The sequence below is a fragment of the Croceitalea dokdonensis DOKDO 023 genome (genome assembly GCF_001306415.1).
Taxonomy (GTDB): domain Bacteria; phylum Bacteroidota; class Bacteroidia; order Flavobacteriales; family Flavobacteriaceae; genus Croceitalea; species Croceitalea dokdonensis.
Map to the genome: position 1 here is coordinate 22,469 of NZ_LDJX01000007.1, position 22,381 is coordinate 44,849.

At 42.6% G+C, this 22,381-nt stretch carries 17 protein-coding genes; 7 read left to right on the forward strand and 10 right to left on the reverse strand.

Annotation, left to right across the window (positions count from 1 at the left end):
- The first annotated feature begins 90 nt into the window (after positions 1–90).
- Entirely contained in the window at positions 91–1,908 is a 1,818-nt protein-coding gene (locus tag I595_RS14220; protein WP_083467617.1) for a DUF885 domain-containing protein, read from the forward strand.
- Between the two features lie 102 nt (positions 1,909–2,010).
- Here I595_RS14220 and I595_RS14225 read toward each other — a convergent pair whose 3' ends face one another.
- Entirely contained in the window at positions 2,011–2,550 is a 540-nt protein-coding gene (locus I595_RS14225) for a DUF2911 domain-containing protein (RefSeq protein ID WP_054560120.1), read from the reverse strand.
- A gap of 237 nt (positions 2,551–2,787) precedes the next feature.
- On the opposite strand from I595_RS14225, the gene asnB reads away from it, so the two are divergent.
- From asnB to I595_RS14240, 3 genes are all read left to right on the forward strand, one after another.
- Positions 2,788–4,458, forward strand: a complete 1,671-nt coding sequence (gene asnB / locus I595_RS14230) for an asparagine synthase B (RefSeq protein ID WP_054560121.1) — start codon at positions 2,788–2,790, stop codon at positions 4,456–4,458.
- 319 nt (positions 4,459–4,777) lie between these two features.
- Positions 4,778–6,718: a DNA topoisomerase (ATP-hydrolyzing) subunit B gene (gene gyrB / locus I595_RS14235; RefSeq protein WP_054560122.1), complete on the forward strand. Its 1,941-nt coding sequence runs from the start codon at positions 4,778–4,780 to the stop codon at positions 6,716–6,718.
- An 86-nt stretch (positions 6,719–6,804) separates the two neighbouring features.
- Positions 6,805–7,809: a DUF6588 family protein gene (locus I595_RS14240; protein WP_054560123.1), complete on the forward strand. Its 1,005-nt coding sequence runs from the start codon at positions 6,805–6,807 to the stop codon at positions 7,807–7,809.
- Between the two features lie 131 nt (positions 7,810–7,940).
- On the opposite strand, the gene I595_RS14245 is transcribed toward I595_RS14240, so the two are convergent.
- Positions 7,941–8,309 (reverse strand): hypothetical protein, encoded by a 369-nt coding sequence (locus tag I595_RS14245; RefSeq protein WP_054560124.1) that lies wholly within the window; start codon positions 8,307–8,309, stop codon positions 7,941–7,943.
- Between the two features lie 361 nt (positions 8,310–8,670).
- Between I595_RS14245 and mdh the strand changes: the two genes are divergently transcribed.
- Together mdh and secDF are read left to right on the forward strand one after the other, a co-directional pair.
- A complete protein-coding gene (gene mdh, locus I595_RS14250) occupies positions 8,671–9,597 on the forward strand; it encodes a malate dehydrogenase (RefSeq protein WP_054560125.1) in 927 nt (308 codons plus the stop codon).
- A gap of 191 nt (positions 9,598–9,788) precedes the next feature.
- Positions 9,789–12,752 carry a protein translocase subunit SecDF gene (gene secDF, locus I595_RS14255; RefSeq protein WP_054560126.1) on the forward strand — a complete coding sequence of 988 codons (2,964 nt, stop codon included), beginning with the start codon at positions 9,789–9,791 and terminating at the stop codon, positions 12,750–12,752.
- A 407-nt stretch (positions 12,753–13,159) separates the two neighbouring features.
- On the opposite strand, the gene I595_RS14260 is transcribed toward secDF, so the two are convergent.
- From I595_RS14260 to folE, 7 genes are all read right to left on the reverse strand, one after another.
- The gene (locus I595_RS14260; protein ID WP_054560127.1) at positions 13,160–14,404 is read right to left on the reverse strand and encodes an ATP-binding cassette domain-containing protein; all 1,245 of its coding nucleotides are present in this window, start codon (positions 14,402–14,404) and stop codon (positions 13,160–13,162) included.
- A 61-nt stretch (positions 14,405–14,465) separates the two neighbouring features.
- Positions 14,466–14,990 (reverse strand): GNAT family N-acetyltransferase, encoded by a 525-nt coding sequence (locus I595_RS14265; protein WP_054560128.1) that lies wholly within the window; start codon positions 14,988–14,990, stop codon positions 14,466–14,468.
- Positions 14,991–15,467: a DUF192 domain-containing protein gene (locus tag I595_RS14270; RefSeq protein ID WP_054560129.1), complete on the reverse strand. Its 477-nt coding sequence runs from the start codon at positions 15,465–15,467 to the stop codon at positions 14,991–14,993.
- Between the two features lie 4 nt (positions 15,468–15,471).
- Entirely contained in the window at positions 15,472–16,407 is a 936-nt protein-coding gene (gene lgt, locus I595_RS14275; RefSeq protein ID WP_054560130.1) for a prolipoprotein diacylglyceryl transferase, read from the reverse strand.
- Positions 16,408–16,692: 285 nt separating this feature from the next.
- On the reverse strand, positions 16,693–16,914 hold the full coding sequence (gene yidD / locus I595_RS17215; RefSeq protein WP_083467618.1) for a membrane protein insertion efficiency factor YidD: 222 nt from the start codon (positions 16,912–16,914) through the stop codon (positions 16,693–16,695).
- Positions 16,915–16,933: 19 nt separating this feature from the next.
- The gene (gene cysS, locus I595_RS14285) at positions 16,934–18,415 is read right to left on the reverse strand and encodes a cysteine--tRNA ligase (protein ID WP_054560132.1); all 1,482 of its coding nucleotides are present in this window, start codon (positions 18,413–18,415) and stop codon (positions 16,934–16,936) included.
- Complete coding sequence (gene folE / locus I595_RS14290; protein WP_054560133.1) at positions 18,415–19,095, reverse strand: GTP cyclohydrolase I FolE; 681 nt, start codon at positions 19,093–19,095, stop codon at positions 18,415–18,417. Before folE ends, cysS begins: the two co-directional genes overlap by 1 nt.
- A 237-nt stretch (positions 19,096–19,332) precedes the next feature.
- Between folE and I595_RS14295 the strand changes: the two genes are divergently transcribed.
- Positions 19,333–20,784: a T9SS type B sorting domain-containing protein gene (locus tag I595_RS14295; RefSeq protein WP_083467619.1), complete on the forward strand. Its 1,452-nt coding sequence runs from the start codon at positions 19,333–19,335 to the stop codon at positions 20,782–20,784.
- Between the two features lie 71 nt (positions 20,785–20,855).
- On the opposite strand, the gene I595_RS14300 is transcribed toward I595_RS14295, so the two are convergent.
- Positions 20,856–22,355 (reverse strand): OmpP1/FadL family transporter, encoded by a 1,500-nt coding sequence (locus tag I595_RS14300; protein WP_054560134.1) that lies wholly within the window; start codon positions 22,353–22,355, stop codon positions 20,856–20,858.
- Positions 22,356–22,381 lie beyond the last annotated feature (26 nt).

The window sequence follows — 22,381 nt, forward strand, 5'->3', positions numbered from 1 at the left end:
TTCCTTGGATTAGCCCGATGAATCCATTACACATGCTTATCACCTAAAACTTGCTTGGAAGTTGTTTATTTTTGTTTAAACGTCTTTAGCATGTCTAAATTTCTTCTGTGTACCCTGGTTTGTTTTTGCTTGATGATTTCTTGTGAACCGCGTGTAAAAACACCGGATAATAAGGCCCTATTGGAAGGGTTGTTCAAAGATTACAATGAGTTTAAGCTGGCCATTAATCCCATTGAAGCCACCAAAGCTGGATATGCACAGTTAAATGATACCATTACCGATTATGTATCCACAAATTATTTGGCGCATTTGTCCAAAAACTATGCGATGTTTAGCGAGCGAATACAGCAAATAGATACCACAGGCTTAAGCCAGACTAGGCAGCTCGCCTTAAGAACCATGGAATGGGAATGTAGGATAAAGGCGCAGGGCCTGGAACAAAAGCTGCCAGTGGTAACCTCCCCAATATACAACTTGCCCACTTTGGTGCAATTTCCGCTGGGGCAAATCCAGTCCTTACACTTATATGTGGCACAATTGGCTGGGGGCGAAAGTGTACATCCGTTCAGCACTCCCAAGGATTATGAAGACTGGCTACATAGACTTGAGGATTATATCCAATTTTTGGATACAAGCTTGTCCATCATGGAAAAAGGGGTAGATTCGGGATTGGTATTGCCTAAATCCCTAATTGTTAAAATGATTCCCCAGGTGGCGGAATTTGGAAAAGGCGCTGCGGAGCAACATTTGTTTTATCGTCCTATACATAACTTGCCCAAACATTTTTCCAATCAAGAGAAAGAAGGGTTAAGGAGCGCTTTTAAACAAATTATCCAGACTAAAATCATACCTAAATATCAAGAGCTTACCTTGTTTTTAGAAGAAGTTTACCTTCCTGCAGGTCGCGATACTGCGGGCATAGGTGCTTTGCCGGGAGGTAAGGCGGTATATGATTATTTGGTCCGTTTGCATACCAGTACGGATATGACCGCAGATGAAATCCATGAATTGGGAAAGAGGGAAGTACGACGCATTCAGGGGGAAATGGTTAGGGCAAAGGAGGCTTTGGGGTTTAAAGGGGACTTAAAAGCTTTTTTTGACCATGTAAGGAATAACTCGGAACTAATGCCCTTTCAAAACCCAGAAGCGGTTATCCAACATTATAAATCCATCGAAGCCAGAGTAAACAAGAGCATCGGTGAGATGTTCCATCTAATGCCCAATGCTGGTTTTGAGGTTAGGAGGACTGAGGCTTTCCGTGAGGCCTCTGCCAGCGCAGAGTATGTTCCGGGTTCAAAAGATGGTAGCAGACCAGGAGTTTTTTACATTCCAATACCTGATGTAAAGGCATTTAACTTGTTGACTAGTGAGGCCTTATTTTTACATGAAGCAGTACCCGGCCACCATTTTCAACTTTCGCTACAACAAGAGAACAAAGATTTGCCCAAGTTTTTGCACCCAGAAAGTTTGGGTGTTTTTGTGGAAGGCTGGGCCCTTTACTCAGAATCCTTAGGAAAGGAGTTGGGGCTTTATGGAGACCCACTTCAATATTTTGGCATGTTAAGTATGGAAATGCACCGTGCCATCCGGTTGGTCGTGGACACCGGTATACACGCCAAAGGATGGACCCGTGAAGAGGCTATTCAATATTCCTTGGATAATGAGGCAGATTCGGTAGAGGGTATAACCGCTGAGATAGAGCGGTACATGGCCACGCCTGGCCAGGCACTGTCCTATAAAATTGGGCAACTTAAGATTCAGGAATTAAGAAATATGGCGGCAGCATCCTTGGGAAAGGATTTTGATGTGGCTAATTTTCATGACCAAATATTAAATTCTGGTAGTTTGCCCTTAACGTTATTGGAGCGGAAGATTAAAGCTTGGGTAGCTAAACAAAAAGAAAATTGATGAATCAGGGCAATAGCGCATACCCGGCTTGCCCCGTTTAACTTAAAAACAAAAAACCCCTAAGGCAATGGCCCTAGGGGTTTTTAATATGCAATAATGGGTTTAAAACATTATGGGTGTGGCAACCCTAGTGGTTCCCCATCCCATGATTAAATGTACGCCGCCTTCCACATCTTTATAGGCCAAAGAAAAGGCTTCCAATGATTCATTGTCCGTACTTGCCTGCGAAGTTACCCGTACAACGTCTGCCTCTTGATCGTAGGTATAGGCTCCCCATTGGTTGAGGTTTTTATTTAAAATCACCGTCCATTCCCCATCTCCAGGAATGGTAAACAAAGAGTAGGTTCCAGCGGCAATCTTTTCCCCACCAAAGGTTACGTCCTTGTAAAAGGTGACCTCGGGTGCTTCATTGGCTCCGGTTCTCCATACTTTACCGGCAGGCGCCAATTCTTCCAATGATCGTCCCTTTAACTGAGGACGACTGTAGATTATTCGCATGGTTTTGTTAGACTCCCGGTAACTGGTAGGATAAGATGCAATGTCTGCGGGACTTTTGTCCAATCCGCTAAATTTCTGGGCGGTTGCCTGGGTGCTAAGTACCATCATAAAGGCAAAGCATAAGGGTAATACTATTTTTTTCATCGTTAAATTTTTAGTGTTATCAAAAGTAGCGGTACCAGCTCCTTTTAGTTTGTTAACAGTCGTTAAAATTTAGGAAACTTTCAGATTTGATAAAAAGTGAGCATGATATCCAATAATTTGTTGATATGCGAATTAAAATAGATAAAAAAGTTTTAATTTGAAATCACTTTTCAAATTATTGTTTGATAATTGTTAGAAGTAACGCATTTTTGACCCTAAGTTTTAAATCAAAAAAATATGTGCGGAATTGTATGTGCTTTCGATATAAAGGAATCTAGTGAGGTTTTAAGGCCACAGCTCTTGGAGATGTCAAAAAAAATAAGGCATCGCGGACCGGATTGGAGCGGAATCTATGCCAATAAAAATGCTATTTTGGCCCATGAACGCCTGGCTATCGTAGACCCAGCCTCTGGAAAACAGCCGCTGTTCAGTAAAGATGGTCAATTGGTCTTGGCGGCCAACGGGGAAATTTATAACCATAAAGAACTTAGGGAGCAGTTTAAAGATTCCTATGTATTCCAGACAGCATCGGATTGTGAGGTCATTTTAGCCCTGTACAAGGAAAAAGGAGTGGAGTTCATTGATGAACTCAATGGCATTTTTGGCTTTGCCATCTATGATAGTGAAAAGGACGAGTATTTTATTGCAAGGGACCATATGGGGATAATTCCCCTGTATATTGGATGGGACAAACAGGGCACCTTTTATGTAGCCTCAGAATTAAAGGCATTGGAAGGTGTTTGTACCAAAATTGAGTTGTTTCCTCCGGGACACTATATGCATAGTAGCAACGGTGAATTTGTACGTTGGTACCAGCGCGATTGGATGGAGTATGAGGCCGTAAAGGATAATGAAACCAGTATTAAAGCCATACATGATGCCTTGGAGGCCGCTGTCAAAAGACAATTGATGTCCGATGTGCCCTATGGAGTACTGCTTTCCGGAGGATTGGACTCCTCTGTTACATCTGCCCTTGCCAAAAAATTTGCCCAAAAAAGAGTGGAGTCCGGTGGAACTGCGGACGCTTGGTGGCCACAACTGCATTCCTTTTCGGTGGGGTTGGAAGGTTCTCCCGATCTAGCTGCCGCCCAAAAAGTGGCAGACCATATTGGAACGGTGCACCATGAGATCAAGTTTACCATCCAAGAAGGGTTGGATGCCATTAAGGATGTCATCTACAATTTGGAGACCTATGATATTACTACCATACGTGCATCCACCCCCATGTACCTCATGGCAAGGGTCATTAAATCCATGGGCATTAAAATGGTGCTTTCCGGTGAAGGGGCAGATGAGCTTTTTGGTGGATACCTTTATTTTCACAAAGCGCCAAACGCCAGGGAATTTCATGAGGAAACCGTTCGTAAGCTGGATAAGTTGCATATGTACGACTGCTTGCGTGCCAACAAATCCTTAGCGGCCTGGGGTATAGAGGGCAGGGTTCCGTTTTTGGACAAAGAGTTTATGGATGTGGCCATGCGCATTAACCCGCAAGATAAAATGATCAATGGGGAACGCATGGAGAAATGGGTGGTAAGAAAAGCCTTTGAGGCCTACCTGCCCCAAAGTGTCGCTTGGAGGCAAAAAGAACAATTTTCAGACGGTGTTGGCTACAGTTGGATAGATACATTAAAGGAAGTAGTTGCAGATGCGGTGACAGATGAGCAACTAAAAAGTGCGAACTTTAGGTTTCCCATACAGACCCCAACCTCAAAAGAAGAATATTATTACCGGACCATTTTTGAGGAACATTTTCCCTCCGATGCCGCTGCGTTAAGCGTTCCACAGGAGCCTTCCGTGGCATGTAGCACCAAAATTGCGCTAGAGTGGGATGAGGCCTTTAAGAACATGAACGACCCATCCGGAAGGGCTGTGGCCAATGTGCATGATGATGCGTATGTTAGTTAATCAAAAGCATCTGTTGTTTGGATGGACTAAGTAAACCATAATCTCCCATAAAAACCCTTCCCCAAAGAGGGGTTTTTGCTTTTTTTAAAGGTTGGTGTTGGTTAAAGGGTATCTTGCCATAGCCATTTAAATGCGCTTAAGTTGCTACCTTAAAATTTGGGCATCAAAGAGGGCTTCCATTCAAGACTTTTGACAGCAATTTTTTCCACATTATATTGTTGATAACTTGCCTGTTCAATATGGTGTAAAGCCTTAATTCTATTGGCTTTTGGTTATATTTGTAAGATTTGAAATTTTCAAGGTAACCTAGTCAAAAACTATGAGCGAAGAAGCAAAGAAAAATCAGTATTCCGCAGACAGTATCCAAGCCCTTGAAGGTATGGAACATGTGAGGATGCGTCCTTCCATGTATATTGGTGATGTTGGGGTCAGGGGATTGCACCATTTGGTGTATGAGGTGGTAGATAATTCCATTGATGAGGCCATGGGTGGCTATTGCGATGCGATAGACGTTATTATAAATGAAAATAACTCCATCACCGTGCGTGATAACGGTAGGGGTATTCCGGTGGGCATGCACCAAAAAGAAGGTGTTTCTGCCCTAGAGGTGGTCATGACCAAAATTGGTGCCGGGGGTAAGTTTGATAAAGATTCTTACAAAGTATCCGGAGGACTCCATGGTGTAGGGGTTTCCTGTGTAAATGCCCTATCCAGCCACTTAAAGGCCACTGTTTTTCGTGAAGGTAAGATCTGGGAGCAGGAATATGTGCGCGGTAAGGCCCAGTATCCCGTAAAAAGCGTTGGTGAAAGCAAAGAAAACGGAACATTGGTCACCTTTACGCCAGATGATGTCATTTTTACCCAGACCCAAGAATACAATTATGAAACCTTGGCCAACAGAATGCGGGAGTTGGCCTATTTGAACAAAGGAATCACCATCACCCTAACCGATAGAAGGAACAAGGATGATAAAGGTGAATTTGTGGGCGAAACCTTCCACTCAGAGGAAGGCTTAAAAGAGTTTATTAGGTTCTTGGATGAGACCCGTGATCCACTTATCCAGTCGGTCATCGCCATGGAAGGGGAGAAAAATGGGATACCCGTAGAGGTAGCCATGATTTACAATACAGGGTATTCAGAGAATTTACATTCGTATGTGAATAATATCAACACCCACGAGGGAGGTACCCATCTATCCGGTTTTAGAAGGGGATTGACCAGTACCTTAAAGAAATATGCCGATAATTCCGGTTTATTGGACAAGTTAAAGTTTGAGATTGCGGGAGATGATTTTAGGGAAGGATTAACGGCCATAGTATCCGTAAAAGTAGCTGAGCCGCAGTTTGAAGGGCAGACTAAGACCAAATTAGGGAACCGCGAGGTCACCAGTGCCGTAAGCCAGGCCGTGTCAGAGATGTTGAGTGATTATCTGGAAGAACATCCAGATGATGCCAAGCAGATTGTGGAAAAAGTGAAACTGGCGGCACAGGCGAGGCATGCTGCTGCCAAAGCGCGTGAAATGGTGCAACGTAAGAACCCCATGAGCGTAGGCGGCCTACCTGGGAAATTGTCGGACTGTTCGGAACAGGATCCTACCAAATGTGAGGTGTTCTTGGTGGAGGGTGACTCGGCAGGCGGTACGGCAAAACAAGGGCGTGATCGTAATTTTCAGGCCATTTTGCCACTGCGCGGAAAAATACTGAATGTAGAGAAGGCCATGCAGCACAAGGTTTTTGAAAATGAAGAGATTAAGAATATCTATACTGCCTTGGGCGTCACAATTGGGACCGAGGAGGACAGTAAGGCCTTGAATTTGGAAAAATTACGCTATCACAAGGTAGTGATCATGTGTGATGCCGATGTGGATGGAAGCCATATTGAAACCTTGATTTTGACGTTTTTCTTCCGATACATGCGGGAGCTCATTGAAGGGGGACATGTGTATATTGCCACTCCACCGCTCTATCTGGTTAAAAAGGGAGCCAAAAAAAGATATGCATGGAATGATGAAGAGCGGGATGCGATTGTAGAGTCCATGGGAGGGGCCGCTGGTATTCAACGATATAAAGGTTTGGGGGAGATGAATGCGGAACAGTTATGGGATACCACCATGAATCCTGAATTCCGCACCCTGCGCCAAGTGACCATTGACAATGCAACGGAATCTGACCGTATTTTCTCCATGTTGATGGGCGATGAGGTACCACCAAGACGGGAGTTCATAGAGAAGAATGCAGTCTATGCCAACATTGATGTGTAGGTTAACCTATTGATAATGACAATTTCACAACAAAAACTCGCCCTTAAAAGGCGAGTTTTTTAGTTTTGGATGAAACAGAGAAAATCATGAAAACTATTTTTAGCGCAGTATTGTTGGTGACAACACTAAGCGTAAGTGCACAAAACCTAGGTGATTTATTGACATCCGGTCTAAATGATGCAGAACGCTTTGCCAATGCATATACGGCACCGGCAACGGAAGCGGTAATTTATGGGCTGTCCAGTGGATGGTATAACAGTGCGGACGCTAAACCACTGGGCGGGTTTGAAATATCCGTCATTGGTAACTTCACAGGGTTTAAGAATAAAGAGGATAAAAGAAGCTTTACCCTGAATGTTGCCGATTATGAGAATATTAGGTTTTCCGATGGTAGTCAATCCAAACAAGTATCCACTGCCCTTGGCGATATTGAGGGCGTAGAAATTCTTGTAGAGGATAGCAATGGTTTATTCAGTGAACCGTTTGAGCTTCCAGCAGGGCTATCGGCAGAGGGTATTGATTTTGTGCCGTCCGGGTTTATCCAAGGTAGTGTTGGATTGTTTAAAGGCTTGGAGGTAAAAGCCCGTTTTCTGCCTAAAGTTAAAAATGATGATGTTGCCATTGGTCTTTTAGGGGCCGGGCTTCAGTATGATTTCACAAAATTGCTTCCGGCAGACAAACTGCTGCCCGTGGCCATCTCCGCTGTTGTTGGCTATACCTCTCTAACGGGGGATTTTAACCTTAATGATACCAATGTGGTTGACGGAGAGAACCAGCGGTTGGAAACCAACTTTAATACATGGAATTTTAGTGCTGTAGTGTCCACAAGAAACATCCCGGTGATTAATTTTTACGGGGCTTTGGGCTATGTTACCGGAACTTCCAATATTGATGTTTTGGGAACCTATAGAGTAACATCTGGCCCATTTCAACAAACCTATACGGATCCTTTTTCTTTGGTCAATGATGTCAATGGCGTTGTGGCTACCTTGGGCACTAAATTAAAATTGGGCTTTTTTAGAATCAATGTAGACTATAATATGGGAGAGTTCAACACTCTTACAGCAGGTGTAAATTTTGGTTTTAGATAAAATAGGAGGATATTCCAACATCAAAAAAAGCCATGAGTTTGTTTAGTTTCATGGCTTTTTTGTTGCTATAAAATGCATGCAAAACCGTTTCTAGGCAAAACTCATTAGTAATTAAGACGGATAAAAAAAGATTATTCACGTATGGCAAAGATAGCCCCGGTGACTTCCTCGAGTTTTTCGGGAGTTCCATCCCTGTTTAATTTTACAAGGTGTACTGGCATTTCTGGTGCAGTGTAATCCAAGGTGTACAATCCATCTTCCTTAGACCATTTAAAGTCGGTTTCCAAAGAAACCTGTTGTTGGGAATACCTCCTGTACCGGCCAAGATACACATCATTAAAAATCCATTCTTCCCGTTCTATGTTCTCTTGTTTCTCAATGATGGAGGTTGGAAGTTTAGACCATATGCCTAAGATTGGATCGTTGTTTTCTGGTATTTGGGTGCAGTTGCTCACCGCAATCAATACCATGACCGCCATTAAGGATAATAGCTTTTTCATAAGTAGGTTATTTTAAACTCGATTTGGGATAAGGATAACGTTGGTAAAAAAGGAAAGATTGTAATTATTCGATGTATGGCATAAGGTATCGAGGAACTTCGTTGAACGTCCCTTTTCTTTAACATTTAATGCAGAAGGGACCACAAATCCCAGAACTTCATTCAAGAAAACCCAAGGGCCGTATCATCCAGAATAAGAGGTAAGAATTGCCTAAGATAATAGGACCAGCCCAATCACATTAAAACCTTGTGGCGGCACTAATAAAATGTTGGCTCAGAACATGATATTTTTCATAAAACATTGGGGTAAAAAATCCCTATTTTTGAGCGGATTTAATTAAAACTGATAAATTAAGGATAATATGAAAGTAACAGTAGTAGGAGCCGGAGCTGTAGGTGCAAGTTGTGCGGAATATATCGCTATAAAAAACTTTGCCTCAGAAGTGGTATTGTTGGATATCAAAGAGGGCTATGCAGAGGGCAAGGCCATGGATTTAATGCAGACTGCTTCTTTGAACGGTTTTGATACAAAAATAACTGGGAGCACCAATGATTATTCAAAAACTGCCCATAGCGATATTGCAGTAATTACCTCTGGCATCCCCAGAAAACCTGGGATGACGCGTGAGGAACTTATAGGCATCAACGCTGGAATTGTAAAAACGGTTTCAAAGAATTTGATAGAACATTCACCAAATACCATCATTATTGTGGTGAGCAACCCCATGGATACCATGACGTATTTGGTCCATAAATCCACCAACCTTCCAAAACACAGAATCATTGGTATGGGCGGAGCGTTGGATTCTGCACGTTTTAAATACCGTTTGGCAGAGGCTTTGGGTGCCCCAATTTCGGATGTTGATGGTATGGTGATTGGCGGCCACAGTGATAAAGGTATGGTGCCATTGATTGGCCATGCCGCAAGGAACAGTGTAAAGGTTTCTGAGTTTTTGAGTGAGGAACGTATGCAACAGGTAGTGGAAGACACCAAGGTAGGTGGTGCCACCCTTACCAAATTGTTGGGAACCAGTGCTTGGTATGCCCCGGGGGCCGCAGTGTCCGGTCTGGTGCAGGCCATTGCTTGTGACTTAAAGAAAATCTATCCTTGCTCTACCTTGTTGGAAGGGGAGTATGGCCTTTCCGATCTTTGTATTGGTGTTCCCGTAGTCTTGGGCAAAAACGGAATTGAACGTATCGTGGAAATTGAACTCAGCGATGCCGAAAAGGCCAAACTTAAAGAAAGTGCGGAAGGGGTTTCCAAGACCAACGGTTTACTGGAACTGTAAGAGCACTTAGAAGTTTATACCCACTGTCCCTATTTTGGATGTTGCCTCTGTGAAGAGGAGGTGCCATCAAGGAAATGGTGACGGTGGTTTTTTATTTTAAGCGCGTACCATGGATAATTAGACCAAATAGATTGGCAAATCTTATTTGAAATGATATATTTGCACGCTGTTTAAGAAAAATACTGTAATCCATGCAAAATAAAGGACTTATAAAGCTTTTTGCACTGCTGTTTGGTTTGGTGAGCATTTATCAACTTTCCTACACGTTCATTACCGCTAAAGTAGAAAGTGACGCAGAAAAGTTTGCCATCACCCAAATAAGCGAGGCCGAGGAAGATTATGTGGCCAAAAGAGAAGCTTTAGAAGCTTCTTATCTTGATTCCATTGGAGGCAATCCTATCTTAGGATATACCAGCTATGAGGATGCAAAAACCAAGGAACTGAACAAGGGGCTTGACCTAAAGGGAGGTATCAACGTTACCTTACAGATTTCTGTAAAGGATATTTTAAAAGGACTGGCCAACAACACCAAAAACCCTGTTTTTAATAAGGCATTGGCAGATGCAGAGGAGGCTTCTAAAAGCAGTGATGAGACCTATTTAAATCTTTTCTTTGATGCTTTTGATGCGATAAAGGGCGATACCAAACTGGCCTCACCTGATATTTTTGCGAACAAGGGGCTGAGTGATGTCATTAACTTCCAAATGACTGATGACCAGGTGAAACCCATTATCCGTACAAAAATAGATGAGTCCATCGTCTCCGCCTTTGAGGTATTAAGAAAGCGTATAGACGGTTTTGGGGTCACCCAGCCCAACATTCAGCGTGAGGGGAATTCTGGCCGTATTTTGGTAGAGCTCCCCGGTGCCAAGGACGTAGCAAGGGCACAAGAGTTGTTGTCCAGCACCGCACAATTGGAATTCTGGGAAACCTATCCCCAAAGCAACCAAAGTCTAGGAAGATTTTTCTTTGATGCCAATGAAAAGCTAAAGGAAATATTGGAGCCGGAAGAAGAGGCTGAAGTGGAAACAAAGCCAGAGTCCGAGATAGATTCCTTACTTTCCGATGTAGCCCAAGATTCTATTGATACAGCACCACAGTCCAATCCATTATTGGGAAAAATTATTCCGGCTTCACCCGGAAGTAACGCAATTGCCGTTGTTGCGGTAACAGATACTGCGGAGGTTGGCGCATATTTAAAAATGCCTGAGATTAGAAGACTGTTGCCCGCGGATGTGCAGTTTACCAAATTTGCTTTTGAAAAACCACCAAAGGATGCAGAAGTCGCAGAGTTGTATGCCCTTAAATCCAATAGGGACAATACACCGAGAATTAGCGGTGATGTCGTTTCCGATGCACAAGACGTGTTTGATCAGTTTAATAAACCTGCGGTAAGCATGACCATGAACACCCGCGGTGCCAAACTTTGGGAAAAGTTGACCGGTGATGCCTTCAATAACCAAACTGGGATTGCCATTGTCTTGGACAATAAAGTGTACACCGCACCTGGCGTTTCAACAGGACCAATCTCTGGAGGCCGTTCTGAAATTACAGGATCCTTTACCATAAACGAGACTAAAGATATTGCCAACGTACTACGTGCAGGTAAACTTCCCGCATCGGCAGAAATCATCCAATCAGAGGTGGTGGGGCCATCATTGGGCCAAGAAGCTATTGATAGTGGCTTTATGTCTTTTATGATTGCTATGGCCTTTGTTTTGGTCTGGATGATTTTTTACTACGGTAAGGCAGGTGCTTTTGCAGATATTGCCTTGGTGTTGAACATTATCCTGATTTTTGGGGTACTTACAAGTTTGGGTGCGGTATTGACCCTGCCCGGTATTGCCGGTATCGTTTTGACCATAGGTATGTCCGTAGATGCCAATGTCCTTATTTTTGAAAGAATCAAGGAAGAATTAGATAGAGGTAAAGGTAAGGCCCAAGCGGTGGCAGATGGTTTTAGCAATGCACTGTCCTCTATTTTAGATGCTAACATTACCACAGGTCTTACAGCGATAATTCTGTTTATTTTTGGGTCAGGACCCATCAAAGGTTTCGCAACCACTTTATTGATAGGTATCGTTACCTCATTGTTTACCGCTATCTTCATTACCAGACTGTTGGTAGACTGGTACATTTCTAAAAAGGGTAGGGACTTGCAATTCTCTACAGCTGCAACAAAAGGCTTGTTCAAGAACATGAACATAAACTTTTTGGGAAAACGCAAAATTGCCTATGTCATTTCAGGAATATTGGTTACCGTCGGTGTTGTCTCCTTGTTTACCACAGGATTGCAACAAGGGGTTGACTTTGTAGGGGGGCGTTCTTACCAGGTTCGTTTTGAACAGGCGGTAAGTCCTTCAGAAATTGCATCGGAGTTGAATACGGTTTTTGGCAGTGGAACCAATGTAAAGACCTTTGGGGACGCTAATCAAATAAAGATTACCACGCCTTACAAGGTAGATGTTGAAGGGATTGAGGTTGATGCGGAAATCCAAGACAAATTGTACAATGCTTTGTTAAAGTATTTGCCAGACGGAACTTCTTTTGAAGATTTTACGGTGGGTGCATCAGATAAGGCCATTGGCATCATGCAGTCCGTAAAGGTAGGTCCTACCATTGCGGATGATATTAAAAAGAATGCCTTTTTGGCCATATTAGGTTCATTGGCCGTGGTTTTCTTGTATATCCTTTTCCGATTTAGAAAATGGCAGTTTTCCCTAGGTGCCGTAATGGCGGTATTCCACGATGTACTGATCGTCTTGGGTATCTTCTCTTTGACAGGTGCCATCATGCCCTTTAACATGGAAATTGATCAAGCATTTATTGCAGCAATCCTTACGGTAATTGGATATTCATTAAATGATACCGTGGTTGTGTTTGACCGTATCCGGGAAATCATAGGTTTAAAAGGGTGGAATAATGGAAACAACGTGAATGAGGCCCTCAACAGTACGTTAAGTAGAACGTTAAATACCTCATTGACCACCTTGATCGTATTACTGGCCATCTTTGTTTTTGGTGGGGAATCTTTACGAGGCTTCATGTTCGCTATGATCGTGGGCGTGCTTGTAGGTACCTACTCATCTGTGTTCATTGCAACCCCTATTATGTTCGATTCCTTGAAGAAAAGAATAGGTTCCGACAAGGAATAACAGCACATACACTAACTCAATTACTAATAGCCGTTCAAGAATAAATTGGACGGCTTTTTTATTAAGGCTGACAAACAAGCTGTTTTGGTATTTTTTACAGACTTGATAATATCATCCGTAGAAGTTGGAATTATCAGGTTCTTGGGATAGTCATGGCCTAACCACCACCTAAAGAATGGGGTATTAACAATTATAAAGTTGTGTCCTCAGAAGGGATAAAGCTTATTATTGAAACTTTTTGATGCATTGGTAATACCCGGTTCTAAGCATATTGATTCAGTACTTAAACCATCAATTAAAACAATGGCATCCTTTTAGATATAGATGCACTTTTGCCTTAGGTACAACCATGGCATGGTTAGCCCCAACACTCGGTTTAAGGGTTTTAATCTAACGTTTTTAGCTGCTTAACCTACTTTGGCTTTAGAGCCTTGCGGTGTTGGAGTTAATGTAAGCCTATATTTTGGGGTTAAGCCCTTTTCTTGTTTGTGGGAAACATAAATAAGGGCAGATTTGCTTTTTTCTGCGAAGGTGTTTATTAAGTCCACAAGTAGTTTTGTATACCTATCATCCAAGCCAATGGCCGGCTCATCCAAAATTAATAAAGGCGGGTGTTTTATCATTGCCCTAGCCGTCATTAATAAACGCTTTTCACCCTCGTTCAGTTGTCTAAATTGTTGCTCTCTTTTAGGATATAGGCCAATGGTTCTTAGCCAAGACATGGCTAGCCGTATTTCTGTTTCAGTCGGTTTTACGTAAAGGCCAATGGCATCGTGCAGACCCGCAATGAGCATATGGATAAGATTGTCATAGCCCCTAAACGTGGTGGTCATGGACGCGGTAAAGTACCCTAAATGCTTTTTAATCTCCCAAACACTTTCACCTGTGCCTTTTTGTTTGTTAAACAGATATATCTCTTGGCCATACGCTTTGGTACTGTCTCCGGTAATCATCTGTAGCAACGTTGATTTCCCGCTACCGTTTGGCCCAACCAGATGCCAGAATTCACCATGTTTTACGGTCCAGTCTACCTGATGCAGCACTTTTTTGTTGCCAAAACTTACGGATACTTTATGGAAGGATACCAGCTCCTCACCTAGGGTTTTAGGACTAAATAAAGGGTCAGGTATCGTAATTGCTTGGATGTTTTTAGTAGATAATACGTAGTGATGTAGCTCCTGTACCGATGTAAACGGCTGCAGTAGCGTATGGTGAAATGCATAAAATTGAGTACTAAAGTGGAATGCGGCTGTAATACGGCTGATGATTTGTATTAATATCATGGTCTTGGAAAGCTCATGAAAATAACGTTTAAGTCTTTCTGTACTTATGGTGTCTAAATTATCATAAGGGTCTACCAATACCATAAAATCCGGTTCCATTTGTAATAGGTGTGTCAACAGCGCTTTTTTTTGCTCTCCGCTGCTCATGGTTTTTAGGGCCTGATCGTTTGGGGTCTCCAACGGTTGAATTCCGTAACGCTCCTCGTTATCAATATATTTATCCAGTGTTGCCATGGAGAACACACATCCTTTCTTTTGGTGGAGAAAATGGAAACCCTCGGGGGGATTTTTTGCCATGAGGGATGCTACCCAATCATCTGGTGAGGTTTCTAGCGGTCTATAAATAGTAATTTGGGGTAATGTGGCCATTAAAATAAAAAAGTGTAGGATGTATGTTAAAGATACCAACTATTTGAGATTCAACATTGGGTTACTGGCATCCCACACGCCAAATTTCAACCGGATTGGATTTATAGGTTGTGGTTTTCTCTATTTCCATCCCATTTTTAAGTGCTACTTTTTGCGAGGGAATATTGTCTACATGGATAATGGAAATAAGGGTTTTGCCTAGTTGGTTTCCAAAAGCAAACCTTTTGCATTTTTGTGCGGCCTCAAGGGCATAGCCATTACGCCAATATGTTGGAAGTATGGAATACCCAATTTCAAGCTCTTCAACATCATCTACTACTTGCAGAAGTAGGCCACACATTCCAATCAATGTTTTGGTATTCTTGTGGATCAGGGCGTTAAGTCCACCGAGATTCTTTTCGTATCTATTAAAGATAGCTTTAAATTGCTGGGTGCAGGCCAATTTGGGGTTACTGGGGATACCTGTCCAGTATTGGGTAGATGCAGGATTTTGGTAAAAGGGCAACCAATGATCAAAATCTGCTGGCCTAACGTTTCTAAAGATGAGGCGTTCCGTGGTTTCCCCAGTTAAAAGATAGCGTGACATTTAATTCTTGGAATAGGAAATACTATCCCCTATTTGTAGGTTCCATAAGTCTGACAGACCACCATTGATTTCCAGTACATATTGCGCTGCTTGTTTAGAGGGTAGCCCCTTTTCATCCAAAGGCTTTGCATTTTTTTGGAAGCTCACAATGCGCAGGGAATCGCTGATGTAGATAATATCCAAGGGAATTTCGGTATTCTTCATGTAAAAGGAACGTGGTTCCGGAGCGTCAAAAATAAACAGCATTCCCTGTTTTTTTTCCATGGAGCTTCGATACATTAAACCAGTTTGGATTTCGTATGCTGTTTCTGCAAGCTCAATGTCCAAATCCACCAATAAACTATCGCTTTGGTAAATTTGGAGTTCCCCTTCTTTTTTAAAACCTATGGATTCCGTTTTAATTTCCTGCTTGGGAGTTTCTTTGCAGCCAAGGGTAACAAATAGGATAAAGCTCAAAACAAAGGTGCCTATTTTCATGTCTTTAGGTTTTGTTGGAGCTAGGCCGGAACATAAAGTATAGCCCCACTAGGATCATGGGAAGGCTTAGCCACTGTCCAGTGGTAAAAGTGCCCCAAGTGTCTTCAAATCCTCCCTGGCTCTTTTTAAAATATTCCACCACAAAGCGGGAGGTCCATAGTCCAACCATAAATAAACCGAACAAGAATCCAGATTTATTCCGTTTGTCCGTTTTCCAGTAGGTAAAATAAAGCAAGCCAAATAAGATAAAGTACAAGAACGCTTCGTACAGCTGTGCAGGGTGCCTGTACGGGATACTCTCAAGAATGGAAGCAAACTCTGGTTTTGTTTCAATGGCCTTATATGCAGCGCTTGCTGTTTTTTCTTTGGTTAGCTGTATGGCCTTATACGAGGGCATATCATCGGAATCACGTATAAACCGCGTGGCTAAGGCAAAAGATTTGTCCACAATTTTTCCATTGATTTCAGAGTTGAAAAAATTTCCGAGCCTAACAAAAGCGGTACCAATGGAACTCACCACGGCTACCCTGTCCAGCAGCCATAAAAACTTCATGTCCTTATATTTTCTAGAAAAAAGATAGAGCGCAAGAAAAGCCGCAATGGTGGCACCATGGCTGGCAAGCCCCGTAAACCCCGTAAATTCAAATTCAGGAACGGTACGTATGGGCAATAGTATGGATAATGGATCTTGGGTAATGAGTTCTGATTGGTAAAAGATGACATGTCCCAGACGCGCTCCCAACATGATGGAAATTACACAGTACATAAACAAGGAGTCCAGCTTTTCCATGGACTTGTTCTCCCTGGTAAAAATCTTTTTCATGATAAATAGACCAGCGACAAAGGCTAAAATCCAAAGCAGGTTGTAGTATTTGATCTGTAGAAAGCCAAGTTCAAAAAGGGTGCCATCGGGATTCCAATTAAAACCTAAAAAATGCATAAAAACTATTTTTGGCTAAGATATAGAATTAGCCGGAAGACAGGCTTTATTTTTACAAAGTGATTTTTAAGAGGACATAGTTTGCAGTTGGTAGCAGGGCATAAGATTCAAGTAGTTTTTAGGCTTGGGTGTTAATCAGCGCACTGGTGGTAGGTAACTGGAATAATAAAGGATATGCATTTGCCCCAATACCTTGCGGCTGGAGTAGATTCCATGCGCTTAAAAGCTAGTTTGTTCCAAGGATTACGCCGGAGTATGGTTTTAAACCAAAGGTCATAGGTAGGCTTAAGGAACGGGATCATAACCTTTTCCACCCCAAGGATTACAGCTAAAGATACGTTTAATGGAAAGCCAACCCCCTTTGAAAATACCATGTTTTTTCAACGCTTCCAAGGTATAAGCGGAACAAGTGGGGGAGTACCTGCAGGTTGCGGGCGTGTAGGGTGAAATAAAAAGCTGATATGCCCGAATCAAAAAAACGAAAGGGGCAATCAGTATATTTCTCACAACATTTTCTTTTTGAAAGTTAATTTAAACTAAAGGTGGTTCCGTCCTTTCCATCCTTTAACTGTATGCCCATGGCCATCAATTCATCCCTGATTTGGTCAGAAGTGGCATAATCTTTATTGGCCCTAGCTTGATTGCGCAGGTGAATCAAAAGGTTCACTACTCCGTGTAAAGTGTCGGAGTCATTATCCGTCCCCTGCTGGTCTTCAAGCCCCAAGACATCAAAGATAAAGGCACTGAAAATGGTTTTTAGGGTTACTTTATCCTCTACTGTTATTTGTTCCCTACCTTCTTTGATGAGGTTTATATGCTTTACTCCCTCAAAAAGATGCGAAATTAAGATAGGAGTATTAAAATCATCGTTCATCGCATCATAGCATTTCTGCTGCCAAGATGTAATATCAAAGTGCGTGATGGCACCAGTGGGCAGGTCGCCAATAAGACGGACACCATCCATTAATCGATAATATCCTTTCTCGGAAGCTAGGAGTGCGTCATTGCTCAAATCCAAAATACTGGTGTAATGGGCCTGAAGCATAAAAAACCGTACCACAGATGGTTGAAAAGCCTTACTTAAAATGTTGTTTTCCCCGCTGAATATTTCATTAGGATAAATATTATTGTCCGTAGATTTGGACATTTTTTTTCCGTTCAACGTCAGCATATTGGCATGCAACCAATAATTTACGGGTGAGTTTCCATTGCTGGCTTCCGCTTGGGCTATCTCACATTCATGATGTGGGAATTTAAGGTCCATGCCACCGCCGTGTATATCAAAAGTTTCACCAAGGTATTTAGTGCTCATTGCCGTGCATTCCAAATGCCATCCGGGGAAACCATCTCCCCATGGGGAGGGCCAACGCATAATATGTTGCGGTTCCGCTTTTTTCCAAAGGGCAAAATCTTGTGGATTTCTTTTTTCATCCTGCGCCGCCAACGCCCTGGTATTAGTGATCATATCCTCCAGCTTTCTGCCACTAAGCTTTCCGTAATCATGTGTTTTGTTAAAATGTACCACATCAAAATAAACAGAACCATTGATTTGGTAGGCAAAGCCTTTGTCCAATATTTCTTTGATGATCTCTATCTGTTCAATAATGTGGCCGGTTGCCGTAGGTTCTATGCTTGGCGGAAGCAGATTTAATTTTTGCAGTGTTTCATGAAAATCTACTGTGTAGCGTTGCACTACTTCCATGGGTTCTATTTGTTCCAGCTTGGCTTTTTTGGCAATTTTATCCTCGCCATCATCAGCATCGTTTTCCAAATGCCCTGCATCCGTAATGTTCCGTACGTACCTCACTTTATAGCCTAGGTGCTTAAAATACCTAAAAATCATGTCAAAGGACATAAAGGTCCTACAGTTTCCAAGATGTACGTTACTGTATACGGTGGGGCCGCATACATACATGCCCACATATCCTTCTTTTAGGGGCTGGAACACTTCTTTTTTTCCGGTTAGGGAATTGGAAATGCGTAAGGTTTGCTGTTTAAAGGGTTGCATTAGAATTCTGTGTCGAGGTTGATATAATCCAAAAATTCCCGGCGTACTGATTCTTCCTTGAACTTGCCACCGTATTCCGCGGTCACCGTGCTACTCTCAATATCACGTATGCCCCTAGAATTTACGCATAAATGTTTGGCATCCATAACGCATGCAACGTCCTCTGTTCCCAAAACTGCCTGTAGTTCCTTCACAACTTGAATGTTAAGCCTTTCCTGTACCTGTGGTCTTTTGGCATAATAGTCCACGATGCGGTTCATTTTAGACAAGCCCACGACCGTTCCGTTAGAAATATAGGCTATGTGCGCCCTGCCCACAATGGGCAGCAAGTGGTGCTCACAGGTGGAGTAGAGGGTGATATTTTTTTCTACCAACATTTCACCGTATTTGTACTTATTGTCAAAAGTGGAAGAGGTAGGTTTTTTGTCTGGATGCAGGCCGCCAAACAATTCATTAACGTACATTTTGGCCACACGCCTGGGAGTTCCTTGCAAACTATCATCATTGAGGTCCAGTCCAAGGGTGTGCATAATGTCACGAACGTGTCCTTGAATCTTCTCTATTTTTTCCATATCAGAAAGCACAAAAGCATCCTTTCTCATGGGTGTGTCATGTGAGGAACCTACGTGGTCGTCTCCTCTTGCGTCGTCTTTGCTGTCCAAAGTTTCCCTTAGTTTCATGAGCTCTTTATAAAGAGGCACAAAGATAGACATTAATGGGGTATTGGGACTTTTTTTTGAATCCCAAGCTTTTTATTTCTTTAAGGGGATAGCTTGGTTATTTCCCGTTCCAAAATTTATGGAGGGTGTCTGTAAAGTGTATTTCATCGATTAAGTGCAAATTTTTCGGATTAAGGTATACTAAATGGCCATTGAAGCGTGTTATCATAACATCTAAAAGCTTTTTATAGCCCCATGATGAGCATTCGAACACTATCTTTCGCTATCAGTTGCTTACTTTACACAGGATATGCTTTAGGACAGAACAGTCCTGATTGTAGAACTGCAATACCAGTTTGTGCAGACGCCCCCATCACCGCCGTGGTAGATGGTAGTGGTGATATTGACGATTTTGACCCAGATGTGATTACCCAGACCGGTTGTCTGGAAAAGGGAAGTGTGGCCTCGGCGAATATTGAGAATAATACGGCCTGGTTTGTTTTTAGGGCTGGTACCGATGGGCAAATAGGTTTTGATATAGAAGCTTTACCAGTGAATCCTGGAGGTGTGGTTACCGCAGAATGGGATTTTGCACTGTACGGTCCTTTTGATCAGACCTCAGGTGAAAACTTTTGTACCGCAATCGGGACCGGAACCACAGAGCCTATACGCTGTAACTATGAAGTTAACGACACTAACTTTACGGGCATAGGCGTTAATCCGGAAAATAGCCAAGTTGGGGCCCCCAACGTAACGGGAAGCCAAAACACCTACGATGAGTATATCAACGTACGGGCAGGAGAGATATACTACCTACTTATCAATAATTTTAATACAAATTTTGATGGCGACGCAGAAACGTTTGAACTGACGTTTACGGGCAACTCGGTCAATACCAACCAAAACACGGCTTTGGACTGTACCTTGCGGGATGAGTTTTTAGGTTTGGACATTATTGCTTGCGAAGATGACCCAGACATTATTCTTAGTGCCCAGAATTCCCCAGCGGGACCGGACATTGTGACCATCACATGGTCCCTGGATAGGGACGATGATGGTACGGTTGACGAGGTTGTGGCCCCCTCTGGCACGGAATACACGGTTACCAGTCCAAACTCTGGCCGTTATTTTGTGGAAATTGAGACCAGTTTTGGATTGATAACGGATGATATCCTCATAACCTTTTTTGGTGTGCCCACATTATTGGCAGGGGAAGATGGCATCATTATCCGTGAAGATTTGACCAATGCCAATGATCCAGACCAATATGCAGTGGAGTTTGAGGTAGATGGCGATGGCGAATATGAATATGCCATTAATGGCGGTGACTTTCAGGACGATTCCGTTTTCTTGGATGTGCCACCGGGAATTAATACCGTAATTATTAATGATAAAAACGGCTGTGGCATTACGGAACCTATTGAATTTTTGGTAGTTGGTTACCCAAAGTTCTTTACGCCCAATGGTGATGCCTTTAACAACACCTGGGAAGTTAAGGGAATTGAGGAATTGACCAATGCCCAAGTCTTTATTTTTGACCGTTATGGCAAATTGTTAAAGCAACTGGATAACATTAATGGTTGGGACGGTACTTATAATGGCAATCAATTACCGGCATCCGATTATTGGTTTAGATTGGATTATGACCGTACCGAACAATCGGTGGTGGTGGCCAAAACCGTAAGAAATCACTTTTCTTTGGTTAGATAAGCTTAAAAAAGGGCCGATACCAGCCCCTTGAGTATTATTTTCCGTTAGTCATCATGATGGCTTGGTATTTTTTAAAACTTTAAAGTATAGGATAGATTAATGTTGGTGAGTTGCCTATTTACCGTGGCGGCGTTTGTTGCGCCAGAATCAAACAAAAGTTGATTTACCTCCCTGTTGGTTCTGCCATAGGCAAGGTCTAACCTACTGCCCCCAAAATCATAACCAAGGCCGGCAGAATATCCCGTAAGTTCACCAATACGATCAGTGTTCGCAAAAGGACTTTGCTCCAAACGGTACCCACCTCTGAGGCTAAACCGCTCAATTCTGTACTCTCCTCCTAAACGGAAGGTGTTAACCACACCTAATTGATTGGCAATGAAATCATTCTCCTGGATAAAAACTGGGTCATTAACCGGACGGAGTTCTGCATTGGACATGTCTTGATAACTGTAGTCAAAACTAATAAGCCCGGATTTTCCAAAGACCACTGCGACGCTACCCGTTAGTTTGGAGGGTATCTGAATCCTATATTCCTCAAACAAATTGACAATATCAAAATCTATAAAGTTGATGTCCGTATCCGCTTCATTGGAGTTGATGCGTTGGGAAGTGTCATCCAGTAAACGATACCATGTAGGGGATTGATAGCTACCGCCAATTCTTATATTTTCATTTAACTTGGCTATGGCACCTAGTGAAAATGAAAAGCCGTCACCTTCGGTATTTAAGAAATTGTCAAATCTAATGTTTTGTACCGGGGAGGAGGGGTTAAAACCAGATTCCTCCAATAACGTAGTTCGCTGGTAAAAAATGGAATGGAAATTTAAAGAAGCCCCGATATACAGATTGTCCTGGTATTGGCCAGAAAAGTTTGCGGTGAATTTGCTATTGAAACCGGTGGAAAGTTGTCTGTAGTTTTGGGTTAGGTTGTTGTAGGAAGCATTAGATACGTAACTGGTATTGCCGTCCGTTTCATCAACCGGGTTGATCACCCCACCAAAGTAGCCTAAGAATGCCTGTTGGTCTCCAAATCCCTGAAGTTCACCTATGTCTAAATAGGCATCTTCAATAAATTCGTTTGGCGCCAATGTTAAACTCCCAAATGGCACACCTTGGGCAAAGTTGAGAAAATAATTATCAATACCTTCTGTCGTAGTGCCGTTGATAAAGATGTCATCGTCAAAATTTTGGGCCAAATCGTAATTTAATCCCAAAGCAAGCTTTTTCCATGCACTGTTGGGGGATTTAAATACAAATACACCACCAGCTTGGTTAATTTCAAGATTATTTACATCGGTTCCCGTAAACGTATTGCCATAAGTAGCCTCATTGAGCCTGTTGTAGTTGGAACCGGTAATGGTAAACTGGCTATAGTTGAACACGGCAGAACCGGCAGGGTTGATATTTAAGGAAGACATATCTCCCCCTAGGGCACCAAAAGCACCACCCATGGCCTGAAATCTTGCCGTTCCCTGTAAATCCTCACCGCCATAGCGTAGCACATCATTGATGTTCTGCGCACTTAGGCCCATACATACCAAGCCCATGATGAACGTTATTGCTACTTTCATATATTCCTATTTTAAGTCCTTAAAAA